Here is a 21,080-nt window from a genome sequence, read left to right as displayed (position 1 = left end):
TGATGGCGTTCCATGACTGACCTTCCCCCCATGCCCGGCGTAAAAATCATTCGCGAAAAGGACGTTCAGCCGTGGATCAACGCATATGCGTTCATTGCAGGTGCAAGGGCAGATGCCCAAGCGGAAATGGAGCGGATACACGAAATCCGCGAAGCAGGCCGAAAGGAGGGTTATGAAGCCGGCTTTCAACAAGGCGCTCAACAGGCAGGTGCTTTGCTGACCACGACAACCGCTCGTATCAACGACTATGTGGCATCCCTGGATCAGCAGTTCGTCGACCTTAGCCTGTCCATCATCATAAAGGTTCTGGGCAAATTTGGGGACGCCGAGCTGGTCACAAGGCTAGCGCACCATGCGTTGCAGTCATTCCAGCGCGAGCGGGATATTACAATAGCCGTAGCCCCTGATATTGCTGAAGACGTCGCACGGCGTATCAAGTCCGAAAACACCAATCCATCGCTCACGCTTACCGTTGTGCCGGATCCGCATTTGAATGGAACCCAATGCGTGCTTTCAAATGCCATTGCATTGGTCGATGCAAGCCTTGAGATGCAATTATCCGCGATCAGGCAAGCCCTTCTCTCACCATCCAGATCTACTGGAGCGGCTTGATGAATGGACAATTCACACCTCCTGATTTCAGCAATCTTATGGAACGATTACAGGAGACCACGCAGAAGGCGGAAACCCGGCCCGTTCGAGGGCGCATTCGCAGGATTACGGGCATCATCGTACATGCGACCGTACCCATGGTTCGCATCGGAGAGTTTTGTCATTTGCGCGACCCGATATCGAACCGCGTTGTTCCGGCTGAAGTTGTCGGCTTTCACGATGAAGAAGCTGTTCTGACGCCGATTGGTGATCTGGACGGCATGTCTACGCGTGCAGAAGTCATTCCCATGGGCCACGCCCTTCAAATCCCCGTTGGCCCGGAACTGCTTGGATGCGTGCTTAATTCGCTGGGAGAAGTGATGAATAGGACGGGCGCTCCGCCATCGCCTTTGCACACCAAAGGGTATTATCCCACACACAATATCCCGCTTCAGCCTTTGCAACGTGACCTCGTCCAGCATCCCCTGCAACTGGGCGTGAAGGCGATTGACGGACTTCTCACCGTTGCCCGCGGTCAACGCATCGGCATATTTGGTGAAGCAGGCGTCGGTAAATCATCACTGCTGTCCAGCATCGTCCGCGGAACCCATGCCGACGTGATCGTGATTGCCTTGATTGGCGAACGCGGCCGTGAGGTCAGGGAATTCATTGATATACAGCTGGGTGATGAAGGAAGGCGACGCTCCGTCGTTGTCGTTGCGACCTCTGACCGGCCTGCCATTGAACGCGTAAAGGCAGCATATGGTGCAACGGCGATCGCCGAATATTTTCGCGATCAAGGTCAGCATGTTCTGCTCCTGATGGACAGTATCACACGCTTTGCCCGCGCCCAGCGCGAAATTGGGCTTGCAGCCGGTGAGCCGCCGACTAGGCGAGGCTTTCCACCCTCCTTGTTTGCCGCGCTACCACGCCTGCTGGAACGGGCCGGGCCGGGTGTTGGAGGATCCATCACCGGCCTCTACACAGTTTTAACGGAGGGCGACGGCACACTTGATCCTGTTGCAGAAGAAACAAAGGCCATTCTCGACGGTCATATTATTCTGAGCGCCGATCTTGCACAGCGCAACCATTTTCCGGCCATCGACATTTTACGCAGCCGCAGCAGATTGATGGACGTGGTGGCAAGCCGCTCACATCGGCAAAATGCGGCAAGGATTCGCGATCTGATGGCACGGTACGAAAGTATCGAACTGTTGTTGCGCGTTGGAGAATACAAACACGGCGCCGATGCGCGAGCTGATGAAGCATTGGATCGGCATGACCGCATAGAGCAATTTCTCAGGCAGGCCAGCGACGAATATTTCGGCCTTTCGGAAACAAAATTGCAACTTCAGGAGCTTCTCTCATGAACCAGCAACGCAACCTGCAAAAACTGATGGAGTTGCGCAAACTTCGCATGAAAATTGCCGAGGAGGCTTCAATCCGCCAGCAGCACATTCACGACGCAGCGTCAAAGGCTGTTGAGGCTGCGTCCGGTCAAACTGCCGAGCATGAGGCAAGCCGGCTTCAGCATGAATCCGTCATGTATGAACACATGTCAAAAGGCCCGGTCAAATGCCGGGAACTCGACCGATATCGAGACGCACTTTCCACACTGAACTATCAGGCCATCCATCTCAAGCAACAAGAAGAGGAGGCAAAGCTTCGTCTTGTTAACGAGACCATGAGAAAGGACACAAGAGCGGCCGAACATCTCGCCAAACTTCGCCAGCACGATAAGTTGAAAATCCTCATGGAGCGGCAGTCATCACGCAAAGCGATGTGTCAAGGGTTGCTGAGCGAACTCGATGATGAGGATCAAGTGCATTCTTCGATTATGATTCTCAAGGGACGTCGAGTATGAATAGGCCCGTTCGCTGCGAAGCGTTTCCGCCTGACAACCCGATGCCTGACTCAACGGCTGATTTGTCGTGGCTACCTGCCATTGATTCCGATCACGTTGATATCATGAATTTGTTCCACGGAAACCGCGCGCCATTCCAAGTGAATGTGGCTGGTCTTTCAGTGGAATTGAAACTCACCCAAACTGCATCGCCTCTTACCGATCCAGTGGAGATACCGGTATCGATCGGAGCCTGGCACTGCAAACTGGTTTTGTCTGCAGACACGGCGGGACGATTGCTGCAAATGCTGACGGCAAGCAGAACGACGCTTAGCCTCCCATCCCGCAAACAAAGCATTCTATTCGAGTATTTGTTGACGGAACAACTGGCCATACTTGAGCAATCCATTGAATTGCCCATTCGCTTTGGCGGCCAAGCGACCCATTCAACCTGCGATGTGTCCCTGCCCTGGATTATTCGTTTTGATGACGTGCCGCGCAATGCGCAGTTACACCTGTGCCAGCCTGCAGCTCGCATTCTAGGCGGCGCCATCAATCGGTCTGTGCCCCGAACTGATGCCGGTTTTCTCACTTCTGTTACTTTTCTCGTCCAACTCTGCATCGGGACGCAAGAACTGACAGTTTCGGAACTACGAGACCTGCGGCCGGGCGATGTGATCCTCCGTCAACAGACCACGGAAGCTGATACGTTCGCCGTTCTATCCAATTATTACGCTGCATCAACCGTCCCAACGGATGACGGGCCCATGCTTAGCAGCGACTGGCAACCCCTCAATCAATATTCGGATCATTCGATGACATCAGAACCCAGTTTAATTGCCGATGACAAACGCGGCCAGTTTGACGATTTTGACCGGCTGCCAATCCAGCTTGTGTTTGAGATCGGCCGCTGCGAATTGCCGCTAACCGATATCCGCAAACTTGGCGAAGGCAGCACTGTGCCAATCGCGCCCAGTATTACGAACCCAGTGAACATTCTGGCGAACGGACGCCTGATAGGAACCGGCGAGCTGGTTAAAATCGGTGCGGGTCTCGGTGTAAGGGTCGTGCGGCTGTCCAACAATGGCTGAGTACCAGACAAACCTTATTCCGATTATCATTATTGTCTCGACCATCGGTTTGATTCCGCTTGCTGTCGTGACCATGACCGGCTTTCTGAAGATTTCGATTGTCCTCTTCTTGATCAGGAATGCGCTTGGCATCCAGCAATCGCCTCCCAATCTGGTACTTTATGGCATTGCGCTCATTCTGACCGTGTATGTGACAACGCCGTTGGTCGGTGAGATGTATCGTGTTCTTGAAGTACAGCAGGTCGATCTGCAATCTCTCGACAGCATAAAATCCGCAGCCGCAGCTCTTCGACCGCCGCTCCAGGCGCATCTGTTGAAATTCACCAACGAGAATGAACGGCAGTTTTTCATCAAGGCAACGGAAAATGTCTGGTCGCCGGAAGCCCGTGCCGATCTCGCTCCCGACAGCCTGCTCGTCCTGATCCCCGCCTTTGTAAGTTCGGAACTGACACGCGCATTTGAGATCGGCTTCCTGCTCTATCTGCCCTTTCTGGTTGTAGATCTGATTGTTTCCAACGTGCTGATGGCGATGGGCATGATGATGGTGTCGCCAACGCTCATCTCCATACCACTCAAGATCTTTCTGTTCGTTGCTGTGAATGGCTGGTCACGCCTGATGCATGGCCTCATTCTCAGCTATGGGGGAAGCTAGTCATGGGGCAAGCCTCTTTTCTTGCGCAAATGCAGAATGCACTGCTTACGGTATTGCTGGCTTCCGCTCCTGCATTGGCTGTGGCAATCGCTGTTGGCATCAGTGTTGGTCTCATTCAGGCACTGACGCAGATTCAGGACCAGACCCTGCCCCAAGCGGTAAAGCTCGTTGCCGTGATGCTTACTCTCATTGTTCTGGGACCAGCGCTTGCAATTCAGGTGGCAAATCTAGCAAGTCATGTACTGGATGTCTTTCCAGCGATGACACGGTAATGGGAAACGAGCTTTGGACGCCGCTACAACCACGACCTCATTGCTTGACCTCGCCTATCCTTTCATCACTGCAGCAGCCATCGCGGTTGCGCGTGCTCTCGGTATGATTGTTGTCACCCCGGCCTTCATTCGCTTGGGTTTGACGGGATTGATCCGTTCAGGGGTCGCTGTTGCCATTTGCATTCCCGCCATACCGGGTGTGCTCAACTCACTCCTGCTTGAAGGTCAATTGAGTAGTCTTGTGATTGCGGGGCTGCTTATAAAGGAAGCAATCGTCGGCATCATCATCGGAATAGCATTTGGTATTCCATTCTGGGGCGCAGAAGTTGCCGGCGACCTTGTGGATCTGCAACGCGGATCCACTTCGGCACAACTCGTTGATCCGCTTCAGGTCGGTGAGGCCAGTATCACCGCCACGCTTTTCGTGTTTGCACTGCTTGCACTCTTCTTTATGTCAGGCGGCTTTCTGTTGCTGGTCGATGGATTTTACAAGAGCTACCAATTATGGCCTGCCGCCGAGTTTCTGCCTGTCCTTGGTCAACAGGCTGCTCTCGCCCTGCTTGGCGTTCTTGACCGTATCATGCAGATCGCAGTTTTGCTGATCGCGCCGCTGGTCATAGCCTTGCTGCTTGCCGATATAATGCTGGCCTACATATCCCGTATGGCACCACAACTGCATGTTTTTGACCTTTCCCTTGCAATTAAAAACATGCTCTTCTCGCTGCTGATAGTGTTCTACATCTCCTATCTCGTGCCCTACATGGTGTCTGAGCTGAAAGACCTTCGCGGCACGTTTGATATCATGCACTCGCTCGTTGCCAACAGCCCTGCCAAGGCAGTCGATTCAAAGTCAGACCAAGATGTTTTCGGACAGCAATAGACAGGATGATGGGCAGTGATTGCCTGGATCAGCCGTTTTCGATTCAATGGAGAAAGACATCCAATTTCCGAATGTTGATATTGGGCTGCCTCGATATAACGGCATACATCTCCGCTTGATGTATCTATTCCAACAAGCAAATCCGGAACATAAACGGCCAATTCACCGAACCACAACTTTCGTTCCGACGCGGACCCGTTGATAGAGATCGATGATGTCTCGATTGGTCATTCGGAAGCAGCCTGAGGAAGAGTCCTGGCCAACTGTTTCGGGTTCATTTGAACCATGGATGCGAAAAAGCGTATGACCAAGATAAAGCGCGCGTGCACCAAGCGGATTTGCAGGCCCGCCAACCATATGAGCTGGAAGATCCGGCCGGCGGTCCCGCATAGCCGCCGGGGGACGCCAGTCGGGCCATTGGCGTTTGCGGGAGATGCGTTCGGTGCCGCTCCAGCCATAGCGCTCTCGTCCAACACCAACGGAATAACGCAGTGCTTTTCCGTTTGAACCAACGAGGTAGAGCGCATGGTTTGCAGTATCAATGACGATGGTTCCGGGTTTTTCGCTTGTTGCATAAGCCACCATCTTGGGCGGTATTGCAGATTGGCCAGGCTTGTACTGCCCGTTCTCACGGTGCAAAGGAGAGGCCTCGGCGCCCATCAGGAAATCAATATATCCAGGTTGGATCCAGACTTTGTGGGTTTTTGTGTCAAATATTGGAGGGGATGGTTCCTGGACTTGTGCACGGGTATTCACGGCGCCAAGACACAGTTCCATCAGTGCGATGGCAACCAAGTGAATGCAGTGCTTCATTCGCATGGACAGGATACCTCCATTTTGGATTTGACCGTATCAAATGATGTGGGAATAGGCGGCATAATCAGATCAATCCCGCAGCAACCAGGGCATTGGCAACGGACTGAAATATCCGCTCGGGAATGGGATTGCCGACTGTGGATGCCTGCAAAAGCCTGCTGGTCAAATCCGCATCGACTGTGACCGGGATACCAAGTTCCTGCGCTTGCTGGTTCATCTGGACAGCATCTATGCCCGAGGCACGACAAACCACGATGGGTACGGGTGTTTCCCCTCTGACATAGCGGATACCGACAACTCCGTCCCCCGGCGCAAAAAAGAGAAGAACCGCATTTTTAAGGCCGGTTTTTCCGTCTCCCCGGCTTCGGCGCTGCCGCTGACGTTCCTGCCGGATGAGCGGATCGCCTTCCATATCCTTTTGCTCACGTTTATTCTCAGTCTTGGTCATGCGCATATCGCGCAGAAACAACCAGCGCTGCAGGAAGATGTCGCAGAAGCCAAGGACCAGAAAGGCGCCAACGGCGATAACCGCCAATGGTTTGAACATGGCAAGGAAGGTTGCCCACATGCACTGGCTGCCGCAGGACGGCGATTCAAAGAGCGCTTTCAGTCCACCGCGGAAGACAATGGCAAAAGCAGCAGCAACAACGGCGATCTTGAATAACGCCTTCGCAAATTCCACAACGCTTTTAAGCGAGAAAATCCGTTTCAGCCCGCTTGCCGGATTGATCCTGTTGAAATCCGGCTCGATGGGTTTTGCCGAGAAAACAAGTCCCCGGGTTATGGCGAGGTTCGTCAGGAGAATCGCAAAAATTGTAAGAATGAGAATCGGCAAAGTTGCGGTCAACAGAGCTTGAACCGCGATTGTGCTCAAGCGGTACCAGACATCAGCAAAAGGCCGTTCGTAAATGTGCGAAGCCTCTTCGAGCAAGACGCCGATCTTTTGCCTCAGGACCGGGGCTATATACGCAAGAAAAATGGTGCAGGATAGGATGACCACCCCCGAGACCATGTCGGCACTGTGCAGGACCTGGCCTTTCTTTCGCGCATCCTCGATCTTCTTGTCTGACGCGGGTAGTGTTTTTTCTTCGCTGGTCTGGCTCACACTGCTTAACCTGACTTAGGCGGATGCAAGCAGGCCAATAGCCTGCGCGCGCTTTGTTGGATCTTGAATGGAATGCAGTTTTGAAGCTTTTGCCAAAATCTGGCTCTTCTGGCTTTCGGTCATGTCCGGCACAGCAATTGCCCGGGCACGCGCCAAGTCACCCGACATGCTGAGGATAATCATATAGTTGACGAAATGGCGCTTTTCAGCGAGCGGCGATGCCACGACGCTGTTCATGCCGGCGGATGCATCCGGCAGCTTGTTTGAGAGCGCTTGGGCCAGAGCAAGATTGGTCTTTGTATCGAGATTGCCGGGCTGGAGGGTCAGTGCCTTTGTGAACGCACGCTCAGCGGCCGCCGCATTGCCACTGAGAACCAACGCCGTTCCAAGTTTGTTGTAAGCCGATACGGCGTTCAGGGCCTCCGCGGCAGGGGCAAGTGTTCTGGCGGCGGCTGCCGGATCACCACGCTGCAGCTGAAGCGTTCCCAAACCCAACAACGCGGTGGTATCTTGCGGATTGATCTGCAATGCCGACCGGAACGCCTTTTCGGCCCCGTCAGTATCTCCGGCTTTCAGTCTGGCGTTGCCAAGTTTGACCTGAATGGTTGCATCCGCCCCCGACATCTGCGCAGCCCGCTCATAAAGCGCAAGGGCCGTTCCGCTTTCGCCTTTTGCATCCAAGTCCCTGGCAACCCGCAAAAATCTGGACTGTTCATTTACCGGCTTTTGCGCCGCCTGCTGTTCGGCCGTACTCACACAAGCACTGGTTGCTGCAGCGACAAACAACAGACATAGGCCGGTACATTTACGAAAATGTCTCACGCGCATGCTCATATTTCCTTGTCTTGATTGGCCAGGATGGTTGCCTTCACTGCACAGACCGATTGGATTGCTCAACAAGGCGCTGTTGCTTCCGTCCGGCTGGCATAACGCCGTCCATATAATCTTGCGCCGCACGCGCAACCGGAGCGGCCATGGCAGGGCCCATTTGGTGCCCCTGCGTCAGGTCCTGCTTGCGGACGACCATCAACTGTAAATTGAGATTGTTTGAGCAACCCGAGGGTAAATAGACCGGCTGATCTGCCGTATCGGGGGTGATACAGGCATCGGGTACCAATACTGTTGCTGCGGGCTTATCCTGATCATACCCCTTGCGGACTACTCCGGGTCTGGAAAGACCCATCGTCGCAGGCGCCGCCCTCATGCTGAGATAGCTGTAATTGGGGGAATAAGGTTGTGGCTGACTGCCAACACATCCTGCCAAAAGTACAAAAGACCCAACGAACAAAACCAGTCGCGCCATCGATCCTCCAGCCATGAAGGGACAATTATTCAACATAGAAGCCATACTCCTTGTTGATGGTCTGTCTTGCTTTTTTGCGGGGAGAGGCAGTCGTGCCGGAAGGGCTGTCCAACGGCGTTTTCATGCTTCGCGACGAGGTCGGTGTCACAAGGTATGGTGTTATCAGGATAACCAGCTCGGTTTCGTTGCGCTGAAATCTCTTCGACTTGAATAGCTCCCCAAGGATAGGCACATCACCTATCATTGGCGTTTTACTGATGGATTGCGTTTCCTGTCTCTGGAATAGACCGGCAATGGCAAATGTCTGCCCGCTTCCCACTTCAACAGTTGTATCCGCACGTCTGACACGCAGCGAAGGGACGACCAGCCCGTTAATTGAAACAACACTGTCTTGCGAGACACTGCTGACCTCCGGCCGGACCTGTAATGCAATCCGGTCATTTGGCAGCAGCGTCGGAGTGAATTGCAATGACACGCCAAACTGCTTGTACTCGATCGCAATTTGCTGGTTTCCGGCGGGAACCGGAATCGGAATCTCGCCTCCTGCGAGGAAGCTGGCCGTCTGTCCCGTCACGGCTGTAATATTGGGTTCAGCAAGAATTGTCAGTATCCCGTTGGACTGCAAGGCATCAAGAAGAACATTGACGTTGACATTCTTTCCGACCGCGCCAATGGCTGTTCCGCCCCCGCCTTCACTACTGGTATTACCGGTGCGGACGACACCGAAGGAAAACGAACCGGCATTGAAGAAAGCACTCCAATCAAGTCCATAGCGGGACAGTTCGTTGCGTGCCACTTCAGCGAACCGAACCCGGATATTGACCTGGTTGGGACCAGAAATCGTCGTGTTGTTCAATGCGGGCTTGTCGGGTTTCGAATAGCTCTTCAGTACATTACTGGTATCGACGGCTTCGCCCACATTTTTAGTGTGCCCCTTGCCCACAAACTGATCACCAAACAGGGTAATATCGACCGTCGTTGTGGGCTGAAGCGCTTTTGCCGATTGCTGGGCCTCCATGGGGCTGCCGACAACACGAATTTGCAGGGTCCCGCGTGTCCCTTGATCGGGACTGAGGGCAATGAGATTGGTACTTCCAACCTTGGTGCCGTAGATATAGACAGCTCCAGGCGAGACTACACGAACGTCAGCAATGGCCGTATCGGCAAGAAAGACAGATTCCACGGGTTGATCGAACCGCAGAATCTGCCCTTGACCCATGGTCAGTTTCAGAACTTGGCCAGACGTCGCATCGACTTTGACCTGCGCTAAAGCCATGGGAAGAAATGTGATCATTGCCATCAGAAGGATGGCGAGAAACGTCAACTCGGGCAACACGACAGACAAGCGCGCCCGTGCAGTATGGGAATGTTTGAACATAAGGAAATGGTCCACCATAGTTTGGTGTCGGGGGTCATTGAACTCAACGGAGCGCTTACTCACCTTCGCCCCCGACTTCGATCTGCCGCGTGGGATGGAATGCCGGCAACGAAATATATCCGAGCGACTGAATGCTGAACTCCGGGGAAATTTCCTGATAGGACAGGACAGGCAGATTGATGTCATTGCGCATCAGAAGATTTCGGATCGGCCGGCGAATATCCATTGTTGTGAGTACTGCCCGGACAATTCCGGAATCGCTGCTGTCCTGTTTGTCTCTCAACTGGTCGATGATAGGCCGTGAAATCTCGTCTGGAATGCCGATTGCGTTAGCGGCCTGTCCTTGCTGAATGTTGGCGCGAACCGCGTCTTCGGTTTGCCGTGTGAAAAGATAGACGGAGACAACCCGGTTCAATTCCGAATGCCGGTGACAAATCTGTCTGGACAAGCCTATCCGTGCATATTCCGCCAATGTATGGGGGTTCTGAAGCTGTGGTCCCCACTCGACGATCGCCTGCAGGATGACGCGCAGATTTGTAACGGGAACATCTTCCTCGACAAGTCGCCGCAAAACTTCCGAGATTTTCTGTACGGAGGTCACGCTCACGGCTTCCTTCACAAGATCACCATGTTCGTTCTCAATCTGCGTCAGCAGAAACCTGACCTCCTGCCCATCGATGAAATCAGCGATGTAACGACGCAGCACGCGCTGTAGAACATCCATCAACACACCGGTCGGTTCATGAAATCTTATCCCGGCCTCCTCCAGTGCCTCCCGATGACTGTTCTCCACCCATACGCCGTTGTGCTGCCCCATAAGGACAGGGCGGACGTGATATGGAATTGACATCAGATCGAGATGCACCGTTTCGTCGGTGACCAGAAACTGGCTGAGAACGATCGCACCGTCCGTTACCGGCACGCCTTCAAAATCGATACGAAACTGATCGGCACCCAGGCCGGGATCTGCACGAACGCCGATGGGCGGCATGCGAACCCCGATATCTGCAAAGAGATTTGTCCGGACCTGTTCGATACCCTCGCGCAGATCCGGCATCGAAATTGTGGCTGCAAGATGCGATCCAAGTGCGATATTCAAACGCTGGGAGCCTGGCAATAGTCCGGGACTTGTGTTGGACAGCATCGTCTGCGGCTTATTGATATTGCCTATGGGCATTGCCGTGCCGGAATCAGGCGATGCGTCCAAGCGCTCCACCAGCGCAGCGGTGGTTCTCTTGTAAGCAATGTAGGCCAAACCACCGGTAATAACCGCCAGCGTCCAGAAAACGATCATCGGAAAGCCGGGAACCAGGCCGAATCCGAAGAGGATGACTGCGGCCAAGGCCAGTGCCCGGTAACTGGAACCCAATTGTCCGATAATCTCTGAGCCAAGATCCTCATTCTTGTCTGATGTCACACGCGTGACAACCGTCCCGGCAGCAACCGCCATCATCAAGGCAGGAATCTGGGAAATCAGACCATCGCCGACAGTCAGGAGCGAATAAGTGTGCGCTGCTTCACCAAACGGCATGCCGTGTTGCAACGAACCAATTGAAAGGCCGCCAATGAGGTTGATAACAATGATGATGAGTCCGGCAATTGCGTCGCCTTTGACGAATTTCATGGCACCGTCCATGGCACCATAAAACTGGCTCTCGCGCTCCAGATTTTGTCGCCTGCGTTTGGCCTCGGCCGGATCGATTTCGCCGCTGCGCGCTTCACCGTCGATGCTCATCTGCTTGCCTGGCATCGCATCCAGCGCAAAGCGGGCGCCGACTTCCGCGACCCGTTCGGCCCCCTTTGTAATGACGACAAACTGGGCAATTGTAATGATCAGGAAGACGACCAACCCAACAACGACTTCCCCACCAACCACAAAATCACCGAATGCCGAAACAATCTGTCCGGCGTCCGCCTGAAGGAGAATAAGCCGTGTTGTCGTGATGGAAAGCGAAAGACGAAACAGTGTACCGAGCAGAATAATCGATGGCAAAGCGGAGAGTTCCACCGGATGGGAAATGTAAAACGCCACCACCAGAATGAGCACGCTGAATGCAATGTTCATTCCGATCAGCCCATCGACGAGATATGTTGGCAGAGGAATAACCAACATCACAATCGCAAGCATCATTAGCGCCGCAATGACGATACCGGTGCGTTTTGATGCAAGCCGGGCCATTCGGTCCAGCGTGTTCAACATGGTCATAACGGGGTTCTTCCCTTCACATAGTCACGAAAGGTTTGCCGAGCGCGATCATGCTCTCCCCTCATCCACAACGCCCGGCTTTTGAGAAGCTGCAGGTTTGATGAAATCTCTCCTTCAAGCGCCTCAATCCTATCGATCGCAGCGAGCGCCCGATTGGCCGCTTGGGTCTCCACGAAGACAGTCGCCAGGGAATTCAACACTGCAGTATCGTGCGGTGCGATCTTGGATGCCAGCAACAGAAAGACAATGCCGCGGTCCGGTTGACCGGCCTTGCAATAGATATAACCAAGCCCATGAAGAAACTCGGCGCTGTCCTGGCTTAGCCGGGTCACTGGCTCTGGGCCTGGTTGAGCCGGTCTTGCAACTCGCGCCTGCTGTCGATTTCCTCTGTCAGCAGCATCGCGGTGATGGTGGCGACGTCCTTGTCCATATCCAGTGTGGGCAAGACTTCCTTGATAAGGTAGCGGAGGATTTCCTCTGAGCGCCCCAAATCAAAAATACCCAGATTGGCAAGTTTGGGTTTCCTTAGCCGGCCAGTCTGGCCAACAAAAGGGTCCCGCCTCTGTTTGGCCGCCAGCGCCGAACGGGCCAGCGAGGCATCAAAGGCCTGGAGCTGAACACGATCAACTTTCGAAACCTCTATACGTCCTGAGACGCCACCCGTCTGCGAGCGTAGCCGATCCTCTTGCCGACGAACGTCGAGTGCCATCTATATCCCCACTGGCCTAGCTGACGTCACAACAAACTTATCCCCTCGCCGGGCAGCAATCAGACGACCGTCGCCAATGCAAAGGCCCCCATCAGATTGATCAACTCACAGTTGCCGGCATACGGCAGTGACCAGAACGGTTCTGCATATTGGGGAATAAAATTCCCTGATACTGGAAGCGAGGGCCTGTCATTGGATGCCCGATAAATCTGGGTTAACCGAGTATTTAACCATCGAATGGACTCCTCGCTTTTAGATTATCGCCAAAGTACCAAGCAAGGTTCATGCAGAGTTCGCATATGCTGCAAGCCGAATCTGGTTGAACTTCAATATGCCCTGCTTTGGCCACCGGGCAATTCTCGGATTTCGATAATTTCGGATGGCAAAATATCTTCTTTGCATCACAAAGATCGCCGCCCCGCGGGGAACCAGCGCTGCTGAAACAAATGGGAAAATATCTGCTCTGCCAGTCGTCTGTCTGCACCGACCCACGAACAGGCCAAGCGGTATCCATGATGGAGTAAAGCAATGGCGCTATCATTCCATAGGTCGATACGGTGGCCAAGCCCCATCGCCAAGAATAACGAAGGGAACAATTCGGGTAAACAATTGGCAATTTAATGCATGATGCAAATACAGCCTATCCCAATGCGGAGAGAGAGTTTTGCAAGGCAACGAAGATGGTTTGCAAAACGAAGTTATTAAAGTACCCGAATTGTTTGAGCGTCGAAACCGGTCATACTCCAATCACCAAAGAGATATCCGGCATGCCGGGCCTGTTTGGTTTGTCCAAGATGGTTTACTCACGAGAACGAGGAATAGCTCAATGGCTGCCACGCCCCCAATTGATCCGAAATCATCCGACGCGTCGATCGATGCCATGTCGAAGGCCTTTGACTACGCGATCCAGAAATCAGCCGAGATCACTGCGCTGACGACCGAGAAGAAAGTCGAACTCGACGCTGCCAAGCAACGTCCAAACGCTTAATCCGGAATTTGTGCAGATGGCGCCCGCGCCATCTGCACGCAGACGATACAGCACATTGTATTGCCCGTAGAGCGGTATGGAAGGTCACCCTGCCTTCAGAAGGCTGGTCCGCCGATACAAGGTGTACATGCAAATTGGTGCCAATGTGAACAAGAACTAACAATAGGATCAAGGGATTGTCTGTCATGGCTGGTGTTCAAAATGCAAGTCTTGCTGCTGGATGGCAAAGCTTCTACGCTGATAGGCTGCAAAGACAAAAAGCAGCGACGAGTGACGCACTGCGCGCGCATTTCCAGGCGGAACTGGATCTTGCGAAGAAAACGATGAGCCTTATGGGTATCAACCCTGGCGATAACGGTGCCCCGCCCTCAAAAGTCACTTCTCCCAATTCCGGCAGCGATAGTGCAAAGCCGGGAACTGGCAACAAGGCGGGAAATGCTGGTACCGTCACCTTGGGACCGGGGCTTCACGAAAACCTTAAGCCTTACAGCCAGGCAATCCTGAAGGCAGCAGCAGAAACGGGTGTTCCCGCAGATCTTCTTGCGGCAGTGATATGGGACGAGTCGAAGGGAAAAGCGTCGGCCGGAACGATTAACGGACAAAATGGCCAGACTGACAGTGGATTAATGCAAATCAATCCCGCCACCTTTGCAAGCCTCAAGGCCACATACCCTTCCCTGTTACAAGGCAATGATCTGAGTGATCCGCAAACCAATATTATGGCCGGTGCACTGTATTTGAAGGAACAATACAAAACCTTTGGGAGCTGGGATCTGGCGCTACGTGCGTATAATTCGGGTCCTGGTTCGGTAGACCGATCAAACCCTTCCGCATCAACGACAGGTTTGGGTACAAAAAACTATGTCGAGAAGGTAAACTATTTTTGGAATATTATCAGCAAAGGCGGAGAGCTGCCGCTTGCTGGCTATCCGGAAGGCAATGGGTCCTTCTGAATTTATAACGCTTGTCTCGTCGTTCAAATGGGTGAGACGTTCACCAGATGAGTTAGCACGAGATACCGGGCCACACGGACAGTATGCCGGGTATCTTTGTGTCAGTGCCGAGGAGCGCATACTGCACCAAATGCGGCACTCCCTCCCGTTCCGGCCCTGTCTCGTCAAAGGTCAGTGGGGTAGCGGCAGTGCAGCGCTCTTGATTATCAATTTACGAGTCAATGAAGCCACGATCATGATGACGGTTTTGCGCGATGGCGATCCGCCATCGTCACGTTGTTTGCCGCAAATCTGCTTTAAGCCTGGAATTGAAACTCAAGCGAAGCAGAGAAGATGGCAGCGTTGCGACAGTCAGAAGGATCTGTCGCAACAAAATAGGCGGACCGAACGATGGAACGGCCCGCCTCATATAAGGTACTGTTTCACAAGAGACGATGAAGCAGTCCGCCAGAACAATCACATTCCCAAATCAAGCGTTTGGCCGCTGCTTTGCGGAATCCAGATCGACCTTCTTTTGCGTGGTTAGATTTGTAATTTCCGCCGACTTGGCTATCGCCTTGTCGAAAGCAGCTGTCATGGACGAAATAGCGTCAACAGGATTTCCGGCAAGCCCGCCCTTCGCAGCCCATTCGAAATTCCAAACACCAGAAAGCCCATCCGCTCCAGGGACGTCATGCGTTTCGATTGCTTCATAAACCTTGGGGTTTTTAAGCATGTAGTCCGCAGCGGCCGACACTTCGGGCGATGTCCCGGGTGGCGGATTGTTGGCAAGCTGCTTGAGCCCGGCAAGATCGATTGCCGACCTATTTGTGCTCTTCAGAAAACCGGTAAGAATCTCGCTTGCCTTTGCGGCATTCAGATTCCGCTCAAATAATGCCTTCGACGGATCTACAACCGAACTGGTCTTAATATTGGTCAATGCCGACACAGACATACCGCATTCCCTTCGCTTGAGCGTGATAATGAGTATCCGTATCACGCGCTCCAGCACGAAACTTTCGCAATCGCAGCTATTTCATTCGCAAAGCAAAATATCAGGGCGCATGCGGTCTTCGCGAAGCAATCTCGATCTTAGCAAACGGGCCGATCAAGGAATGCTGGATGTGATATTCTGGTTTGAAGCCCGCGATGGAGAGCAAATGCGCGGCGCCTATTGCAACTAAGGAATACGCTTCCCCAGTCTTTCCACTCGTAAGATTCTGGTAATGTTGTCAAGCAATCCATTACCCCACTCAGATGACAAAGGGCGGTTGCGGGACCAAACATGAAACCATCATTATTGGAATTTTCCATCCGAACACGATCATCACGTTTCAAACAATGTTGCTCCGAAGGTTTGCGGTCAGACGTATCGCGACACAAAGGAAAGCATCCTGAAACGAAAATTATCTTTTGTCAGGCGCAATATCGCGCGGCGGTCGATTGACACTTTTTGCTTTGCAATCGAGAAATTGCCGGCCTGATACATTTGCTCAAAATTGGTGCAATTGCTCAAAAAGCGAACTTTTGCACCCTGTGAAGATCAATTGAACCCGGCAGCTATGACGATCTCGAAGCAAATAGGTGAGAACACGGCAACAACAATGAAAGGCCCTGCATTACTTCTGTAATTGGCATGTAGCTGGTTCACTTCATCTTGCGAGAAAACAGCGATGATTACATCCCGTTCAAACATGAAACCTACGTACCAGGACGTTACGGGCATTTCAAAGTCTGCACAAAAGTGTGCGAGCGCAACGTCATCCTCCAATGTGTTGCAGAATAGCTTGCCCTACGAATTTGATTTTACATCATACAAAGTATCGGATTGCATCAGCGTACTGAGTTTGGACATTCACGCCAACTGTGATTCTTTGTACAGCAGTCAGGTCGATCAGTCTCTCGTGTGTCTCGTGCTTCTTGCAGGCTCTCCTGTAACTTTGCATGCACCGGGAAGACCTGCGGTTCTGCTAGAGCACAAGCATCCTGTCATCATAAATTTCGCAGACGGCGATTCATTGGAGTTGTGGCTCAAAGCTGGAACCAGATGCACACTGGGAGGTATCAGTCTGTGCCCCGACGTAATGAAATCCCAACCTTGGCTCACCTTTGCTGACGAACTTGCGCCCCTAACCAATTTCTGTGCACAACCGCATCATCTGATGAAACTGCCTCCATCGTCACGGTTGGTGAATTTGGCAAACGAGACTTTGTCGCGGGAGTATGATGGATTTCTAAAACAGATTTATCTTGAAAGTTATGTTCTTTCGTTTGTTGTTGAAATCATCCACTTGATGCAAAGGACTGCTTCGCAATCAGCCGGCCCGAACTCGAAACATCTCGGAAAAGCAATAGCTGCCCGTGAAATACTCGATAGCGACATCGCAAATCCGCCAACCGCGCGCGAGCTTTCCCAACGTGTCGGTGTAAACATCACTACACTTAGAATTCATTTCCGAATGGCCTTCCACAAGAGCATCTCGGCCTATGTGCACGACCAGAGGCTGGCACGAGCACGCGACATGCTAAGGACATCAACAATGCCTATCGCAGATGTCAGCTATTCCGTCGGCTATACCAACGCGGCAGCTTTTGCGACTGCTTATCGCAAACATTTCGGTTACCCGCCAAGCCAAGAGGTGATTGCGTTCCAGGGGGACGTATCGACCGGCGAAAGGTAATTGAATTTCTGATACCGATTATTCAATCCGGATCGTGCCGTTGGCATCCTTACCAGCAACAATGAACTTTCAGCGTTGTGGCTTTGGATGACGATGGGCGCATTGACGTGAAACTGTTTGAACTTCGTAATCTCCGGGGACAAGCGATGACCCGTTTTCCGTGGAAGGCCTGAAACCGGAGCAATATTCAATTCCCGATTGGTCTAAATCACCAATTGAGTGGATGCTTGGCCAAGCGGCCAAGCATCATCGCGTGTCGCTCGGGAGGATCGACACTTATTGCTGAACGTAGGTATAAGTACCGTCCTTGCCCTTCTTCCATTCATACATGATGTAGCCCGGAAGCTTCGGATCGCCTTTGTTATCAAAGGCAATATCACCCAGAACAGATTTGAAGGGCCCCTTTTCCTTCAACGTCTTGGCCACGATTTCAGGCTCGTTCGACGTGGCTGCTGTCGCCGCCGCGGCGATCACCTGCGCAGCGGCATAAGAATAAAGAGTATAAGCTTCTGGTTCGAATCCGGCTGCGCGAAACTTTTCGACCAGTTTATTGTTTGCCGGATTATTGCGCGGGTCTGGGCCGAACGTGTTCAACGTGCCGACCACCGCATCACCGGCAATTGCAGCCAATTCGGTATTCGCAATGCCATCACCCGAGATAAAGGTAACCTTCAAGCGCTGGTCACCCAGCTGGCGGATGATCAAACCGGCTTCCGTGTACAGGCCACCCCAATAGAGAACTTGGACACCAGCCTGTTTTGCCTTGGCGATCAGTACCGAGTAATCTTTGTCACCAATGTTCACCCCCTCATAAAGAGCTGGCTTGATGCCTTTCGCTTCAAGCGTCTTTCTGGTTTCGTCGGCGAGCCCCTGACCGTAGGGCGTCTTGTCATGAATGATCGCAACCTTGGCGTTTTTGAAATGTGCGGCAATGTATTCACCTGCAATGCCGCCCTGCTGGTCATCGCGGCCGCAGGTGCGGAATGTGTTCCACAAACCGCGCTCAGTGAATACCGGATTGGTTGCACCTGGCGTAATCTCAACGATACCATTTTCCGCATAGACTTCGGAGGCCGGAATGGAAACGCCGGAGTTGTAGTGACCGATCACAAATTTAACGCCGTCGGCCGCGAATTTATTGGCAACCGAGACACCTTGCTTGGCATCGGAAGCGTCGTCACCGAGCACAATCTTGACCTTCTCGCCATTAAGACCGCCGGCAGCATTGATCTCGGCAATGGCCGCCTCGGCACCCTTCTGGATTTGGGCACCAACGGCGGCATTCGGGCCAGTCAAGGGTGCACCGACACCGACTAAAAGATCTGCATAAGCGTGACTGGTGAAAACCAATACCGCTGCAACCGCAACACTCGACAGGAAAGATATCTTCATTTCAATCTCCGGTTCTCGAGTTAAATTTCACGGTCGCTCCAACAGGAATTTGCGAGGCGCACCGTTTCTGCATTTTCCTGTTTTGTCAGGTAAATGAGAAAGGGGATCAGCAAGATGCACAGCATACTTACCACTGAACGTGCAGCCAGGACGGCGACTGACGCGCCTGCATGCGTGAATGCCGGTGAAGCATTACAGGCCCAGTCAAACTGCAGCTCATTGCTGCCAGCCGATTGTTACGGCAATCTTACGTGACGTGCCTGTCGATGAAATAAAGTCTGTCCGCTATTGCCACGGCCGTAACCGGCGCTCCAAGCACCACCCATTGGCCGGTGTTTGTCTGCACCTCTGCGCCATGATCAATGTCCCCGCGGCGGATTGATGAGCATGAATTCGTATACTGCTACGGACGGTGTTAAGCGGCACAACGGTCACAAAGCCAGCCTTGGCTGTGCCCGGTGATCGAGTGCTGGGGCGTTCCTGCATCAACCCTGAATATCCCGATCGGTGCAATTGTGCTTCATCACGTCATTGCGGGACTGAAACGCACATTGAGAATGGTTCGGGACACGAGTTGCCGCTCCCCTAGACTGGATATTTCAACGCACGCGGCTGCATTTACCGGCTCGACTCTTCCTCAACGGGCAGCTCGCGTTCGTCAGCGCCACCGGATTGTTCGTGTGCTGGCACGTCAACCGATGGGGGTTCTGGATTGGCAAGTTCCATTGCCTCGTCATTGTCCGCGGACGGATTGGATGTTTCGTGGTCTTCCGCCGGGATGCTCTGCTTTTCCTGCCGTGTGGCGTACGGTTCATCCGCCGTATCGGCGGGAGCCGGCATTGACCGAGTTTCACTTCCTTCATCAACCTCGGTGGCTGTTACGCCTTTCCGGGATGGCTCAGCCAAATCTTCCTCAAGCTCGTAAGCGGGAACAGGCGGCGTGTAGTTTACCTCACGTAAGTCGACGTCTGCTTCATCAGGACGAAGAGTTTCGAAATAATTTTCGGCCTGAGAACTCTCGTCGACCAAGACATCGATATTCTGTTCGGCGTAGTGGTTAACTTCAATTTGCGTCGAGGCATCGATTTGGATGTTGACGTTGACGGTTGGAGTGAAAGGATCATCGTAATAACTCCAGTCGGTATACGTATAATAGGGCTCGTAGTAATCGGTCCAGCATGTCTCCCAATAGGTATAGGTTGACGGCTCCACAATGAAATAGCTCGTGTAACTCGGATAATATGCTGCGCTGACGACATGGTATCCGTCTACCCATCCTATGAAGGAACCAAGCAGGAATACGGTGCGTTGATAATTTGCCTCGTTGATACGCTCCTGCTCGATACGATCGAGCTGGGCTGAAAGTCGCCTGACGTTGCCGGCAAGTTGCCGGTTTGTCGCCGCTTGTGTCTGAAGTCTGGTGACTTGCGAACGCAGGGCTGCTACCTTTGTCTGAAGATCCCTGACCTGCTTCGAAGTTACTCTGACCGGTTTCGCTTTTGACGGGCTTGTGAGCGCATATCGCGTTCCATACGCTGCCCAATTGGTCGAAAGTGCTCGAATACCTTCGCGTACCGTCGGGTTAGCGATTTTGGCAGAATCGGAGATCGCCTCAATACGGCCGACAGCCACAGACAGCTTGCTCGTTGCCGTTGTCATGATCTTGGGGTCACGTGCTTTCGTGCCCGCTTCAAGCTTTGCCAGCTCGCGTAAAGCCGCACCGGCAGCCTTGATAAGCATCGCATCTGCCCGCGAACCTTTCCTAGGTTCCTGTTTATAAGCAATCAGAATGGTGGAAATCGAGCGGCGCATATTGAGTTGCAACTGCGCTGCATCAACCTTTGCCATTGACGCAGCGAACGCTTCGTTTGCGGTAAACAGCGGCATGACTGTCGCCCCGCTGCCAGCCAGAAGGCAAGCACAACCAAGAACGACGGCCAGATGACGCGACCTGACGAATAAGCGCATTTCTACCTCCATACGACAGCGGGGCAGGAGCACAAGGCAACTTCACCGCATCCCAACGATTCATGTCAGGCCGTGGTTAGTGTCAGACCTTGGCTTACTCAAGGCATGAATAAGCCAATCCAGAGACAGGGTAATCAGATATTGCCACGCATTTTGATGGAGACGCCGACACTCGCGAATACTATCGCGCTGCCGGCGTCGAGATGGTTCATATGATGCGCCGCAAACTGCAAGCGAGATTTGTCTTTAGTCCCGACCGTCGTTGGACCGCGG

21 protein-coding genes are annotated in these 21,080 nt (G+C 53.0%); 10 read left to right on the top strand and 11 right to left on the bottom strand.

The annotated features are described in order from the left end of the window. Positions 1–12 precede the first annotated feature (12 nt). Genes C5750_RS07345 through sctT form a run of 7 tightly spaced genes read left to right on the top strand, consistent with a single transcriptional unit; the run spans position 13 to position 5,329 of the window. Positions 13–612: a FliH/SctL family protein gene (locus C5750_RS07345; RefSeq protein WP_105733235.1), complete on the top strand. Its 600-nt coding sequence runs from the start codon at positions 13–15 to the stop codon at positions 610–612. Then, positions 612–1,961: a FliI/YscN family ATPase gene (locus C5750_RS07340; RefSeq protein ID WP_105733234.1), complete on the top strand. Its 1,350-nt coding sequence runs from the start codon at positions 612–614 to the stop codon at positions 1,959–1,961. The genes C5750_RS07345 and C5750_RS07340 overlap by 1 nt, the downstream gene beginning before the upstream one ends. Beyond that, entirely contained in the window at positions 1,958–2,455 is a 498-nt protein-coding gene (sctO, locus tag C5750_RS07335; RefSeq protein WP_105733233.1) for a type III secretion system stalk subunit SctO, read from the top strand. The genes C5750_RS07340 and sctO overlap by 4 nt, the downstream gene beginning before the upstream one ends. A gap of 41 nt (positions 2,456–2,496) precedes the next feature. Next, positions 2,497–3,525 (top strand): type III secretion system cytoplasmic ring protein SctQ, encoded by a 1,029-nt coding sequence (sctQ, locus tag C5750_RS07330; RefSeq protein ID WP_158531304.1) that lies wholly within the window; start codon positions 2,497–2,499, stop codon positions 3,523–3,525. Continuing rightward, entirely contained in the window at positions 3,518–4,177 is a 660-nt protein-coding gene (sctR, locus tag C5750_RS07325; RefSeq protein ID WP_105733231.1) for a type III secretion system export apparatus subunit SctR, read from the top strand. The genes sctQ and sctR overlap by 8 nt, the downstream gene beginning before the upstream one ends. 2 nt (positions 4,178–4,179) lie before the next feature. Beyond that, positions 4,180–4,449: an EscS/YscS/HrcS family type III secretion system export apparatus protein gene (locus C5750_RS07320; protein WP_105733230.1), complete on the top strand. Its 270-nt coding sequence runs from the start codon at positions 4,180–4,182 to the stop codon at positions 4,447–4,449. 13 nt (positions 4,450–4,462) lie between these two features. Next, complete coding sequence (sctT, locus tag C5750_RS07315; RefSeq protein WP_105733229.1) at positions 4,463–5,329, top strand: type III secretion system export apparatus subunit SctT; 867 nt, start codon at positions 4,463–4,465, stop codon at positions 5,327–5,329. Between the two features lie 162 nt (positions 5,330–5,491). On the opposite strand, the gene C5750_RS07310 is transcribed toward sctT, so the two are convergent. The 8 genes from C5750_RS07310 to C5750_RS07275 all read right to left on the bottom strand — a co-directional run bounded on the left by C5750_RS07310 (position 5,492) and on the right by C5750_RS07275 (position 12,846). Next, positions 5,492–6,148, bottom strand: coding sequence for a L,D-transpeptidase (locus C5750_RS07310; RefSeq protein ID WP_105733228.1), 657 nt, complete (start codon positions 6,146–6,148; stop codon positions 5,492–5,494). A 61-nt stretch (positions 6,149–6,209) separates the two neighbouring features. After that, positions 6,210–7,250 (bottom strand): EscU/YscU/HrcU family type III secretion system export apparatus switch protein, encoded by a 1,041-nt coding sequence (locus C5750_RS07305; protein WP_105733227.1) that lies wholly within the window; start codon positions 7,248–7,250, stop codon positions 6,210–6,212. 15 nt (positions 7,251–7,265) lie between these two features. Beyond that, the gene (locus C5750_RS07300; RefSeq protein WP_105733226.1) at positions 7,266–8,078 is read right to left on the bottom strand and encodes a tetratricopeptide repeat protein; all 813 of its coding nucleotides are present in this window, start codon (positions 8,076–8,078) and stop codon (positions 7,266–7,268) included. Positions 8,079–8,118: 40 nt separating this feature from the next. After that, a complete protein-coding gene (locus tag C5750_RS07295) occupies positions 8,119–8,553 on the bottom strand; it encodes a hypothetical protein (RefSeq protein ID WP_162800183.1) in 435 nt (144 codons plus the stop codon). Between the two features lie 25 nt (positions 8,554–8,578). Continuing rightward, positions 8,579–9,931 (bottom strand): type II and III secretion system protein family protein, encoded by a 1,353-nt coding sequence (locus C5750_RS07290; protein ID WP_105733831.1) that lies wholly within the window; start codon positions 9,929–9,931, stop codon positions 8,579–8,581. A 55-nt stretch (positions 9,932–9,986) separates the two neighbouring features. Continuing rightward, positions 9,987–12,137 (bottom strand): type III secretion system export apparatus subunit SctV, encoded by a 2,151-nt coding sequence (gene sctV, locus C5750_RS07285; protein WP_105733224.1) that lies wholly within the window; start codon positions 12,135–12,137, stop codon positions 9,987–9,989. Beyond that, positions 12,134–12,469, bottom strand: a complete 336-nt coding sequence (locus tag C5750_RS07280; RefSeq protein WP_105733223.1) for a tetratricopeptide repeat protein — start codon at positions 12,467–12,469, stop codon at positions 12,134–12,136. The genes sctV and C5750_RS07280 overlap by 4 nt, the downstream gene beginning before the upstream one ends. Then, complete coding sequence (locus C5750_RS07275; RefSeq protein ID WP_105733222.1) at positions 12,466–12,846, bottom strand: hypothetical protein; 381 nt, start codon at positions 12,844–12,846, stop codon at positions 12,466–12,468. Before C5750_RS07275 ends, C5750_RS07280 begins: the two co-directional genes overlap by 4 nt. 826 nt (positions 12,847–13,672) lie before the next feature. Here C5750_RS07275 and C5750_RS26510 point away from each other — a divergent pair. After that, positions 13,673–13,834 carry a hypothetical protein gene (locus C5750_RS26510; protein WP_165401895.1) on the top strand — a complete coding sequence of 54 codons (162 nt, stop codon included), beginning with the start codon at positions 13,673–13,675 and terminating at the stop codon, positions 13,832–13,834. 185 nt (positions 13,835–14,019) lie between these two features. Further along, on the top strand, positions 14,020–14,787 hold the full coding sequence (locus tag C5750_RS07270; RefSeq protein WP_105733221.1) for a lytic transglycosylase domain-containing protein: 768 nt from the start codon (positions 14,020–14,022) through the stop codon (positions 14,785–14,787). Between the two features lie 469 nt (positions 14,788–15,256). Here the strand turns inward: C5750_RS07270 and C5750_RS07265 are convergent, their stop codons facing one another. After that, entirely contained in the window at positions 15,257–15,721 is a 465-nt protein-coding gene (locus C5750_RS07265; protein WP_105733220.1) for a hypothetical protein, read from the bottom strand. A gap of 718 nt (positions 15,722–16,439) precedes the next feature. On the opposite strand from C5750_RS07265, the gene C5750_RS07260 reads away from it, so the two are divergent. Next, on the top strand, positions 16,440–17,447 hold the full coding sequence (locus C5750_RS07260; RefSeq protein ID WP_105733219.1) for a helix-turn-helix domain-containing protein: 1,008 nt from the start codon (positions 16,440–16,442) through the stop codon (positions 17,445–17,447). Between the two features lie 276 nt (positions 17,448–17,723). On the opposite strand, the gene C5750_RS07255 is transcribed toward C5750_RS07260, so the two are convergent. Beyond that, positions 17,724–18,839: a branched-chain amino acid ABC transporter substrate-binding protein gene (locus C5750_RS07255; protein WP_105733218.1), complete on the bottom strand. Its 1,116-nt coding sequence runs from the start codon at positions 18,837–18,839 to the stop codon at positions 17,724–17,726. Between the two features lie 618 nt (positions 18,840–19,457). Next, a complete protein-coding gene (locus C5750_RS07250; protein ID WP_130502088.1) occupies positions 19,458–20,807 on the bottom strand; it encodes a hypothetical protein in 1,350 nt (449 codons plus the stop codon). Positions 20,808–21,080: the final 273 nt, after the last annotated feature.

The organism is Phyllobacterium myrsinacearum (genome assembly GCF_002980555.1).
Classification (GTDB): Bacteria; Pseudomonadota; Alphaproteobacteria; order Rhizobiales; family Rhizobiaceae; genus Phyllobacterium; species Phyllobacterium myrsinacearum.
Note: the sequence above shows the minus strand (reverse complement) of the source record. Positions and strands in the feature narration are given on the sequence as shown.

Coding starts and splice junctions, on each gene's coding strand:
- C5750_RS07310 (WP_105733228.1), bottom strand. CDS start 6,148: ATGCGAATGAAGCACTGCATTCACTTGGTTGCCATCGCACTGATGGAA.
- C5750_RS07345 (WP_105733235.1), top strand. CDS start 13: ATGACTGACCTTCCCCCCATGCCCGGCGTAAAAATCATTCGCGAAAAG.
- C5750_RS07300 (WP_105733226.1), bottom strand. CDS start 8,078: ATGCGCGTGAGACATTTTCGTAAATGTACCGGCCTATGTCTGTTGTTT.
- sctQ (WP_158531304.1), top strand. CDS start 2,497: ATGCCTGACTCAACGGCTGATTTGTCGTGGCTACCTGCCATTGATTCC.
- sctR (WP_105733231.1), top strand. CDS start 3,518: ATGGCTGAGTACCAGACAAACCTTATTCCGATTATCATTATTGTCTCG.
- C5750_RS07340 (WP_105733234.1), top strand. CDS start 612: ATGAATGGACAATTCACACCTCCTGATTTCAGCAATCTTATGGAACGA.
- C5750_RS07255 (WP_105733218.1), bottom strand. CDS start 18,839: ATGAAGATATCTTTCCTGTCGAGTGTTGCGGTTGCAGCGGTATTGGTT.
- C5750_RS07260 (WP_105733219.1), top strand. CDS start 16,440: ATGATTACATCCCGTTCAAACATGAAACCTACGTACCAGGACGTTACG.
- C5750_RS26510 (WP_165401895.1), top strand. CDS start 13,673: ATGGCTGCCACGCCCCCAATTGATCCGAAATCATCCGACGCGTCGATC.
- sctO (WP_105733233.1), top strand. CDS start 1,958: ATGAACCAGCAACGCAACCTGCAAAAACTGATGGAGTTGCGCAAACTT.
- C5750_RS07275 (WP_105733222.1), bottom strand. CDS start 12,846: ATGGCACTCGACGTTCGTCGGCAAGAGGATCGGCTACGCTCGCAGACG.
- sctV (WP_105733224.1), bottom strand. CDS start 12,137: ATGACCATGTTGAACACGCTGGACCGAATGGCCCGGCTTGCATCAAAA.
- C5750_RS07270 (WP_105733221.1), top strand. CDS start 14,020: ATGGCTGGTGTTCAAAATGCAAGTCTTGCTGCTGGATGGCAAAGCTTC.
- C5750_RS07250 (WP_130502088.1), bottom strand. CDS start 20,807: ATGCGCTTATTCGTCAGGTCGCGTCATCTGGCCGTCGTTCTTGGTTGT.
- C5750_RS07320 (WP_105733230.1), top strand. CDS start 4,180: ATGGGGCAAGCCTCTTTTCTTGCGCAAATGCAGAATGCACTGCTTACG.
- C5750_RS07265 (WP_105733220.1), bottom strand. CDS start 15,721: ATGTCTGTGTCGGCATTGACCAATATTAAGACCAGTTCGGTTGTAGAT.
- C5750_RS07290 (WP_105733831.1), bottom strand. CDS start 9,931: ATGTTCAAACATTCCCATACTGCACGGGCGCGCTTGTCTGTCGTGTTG.
- C5750_RS07295 (WP_162800183.1), bottom strand. CDS start 8,553: ATGGCGCGACTGGTTTTGTTCGTTGGGTCTTTTGTACTTTTGGCAGGA.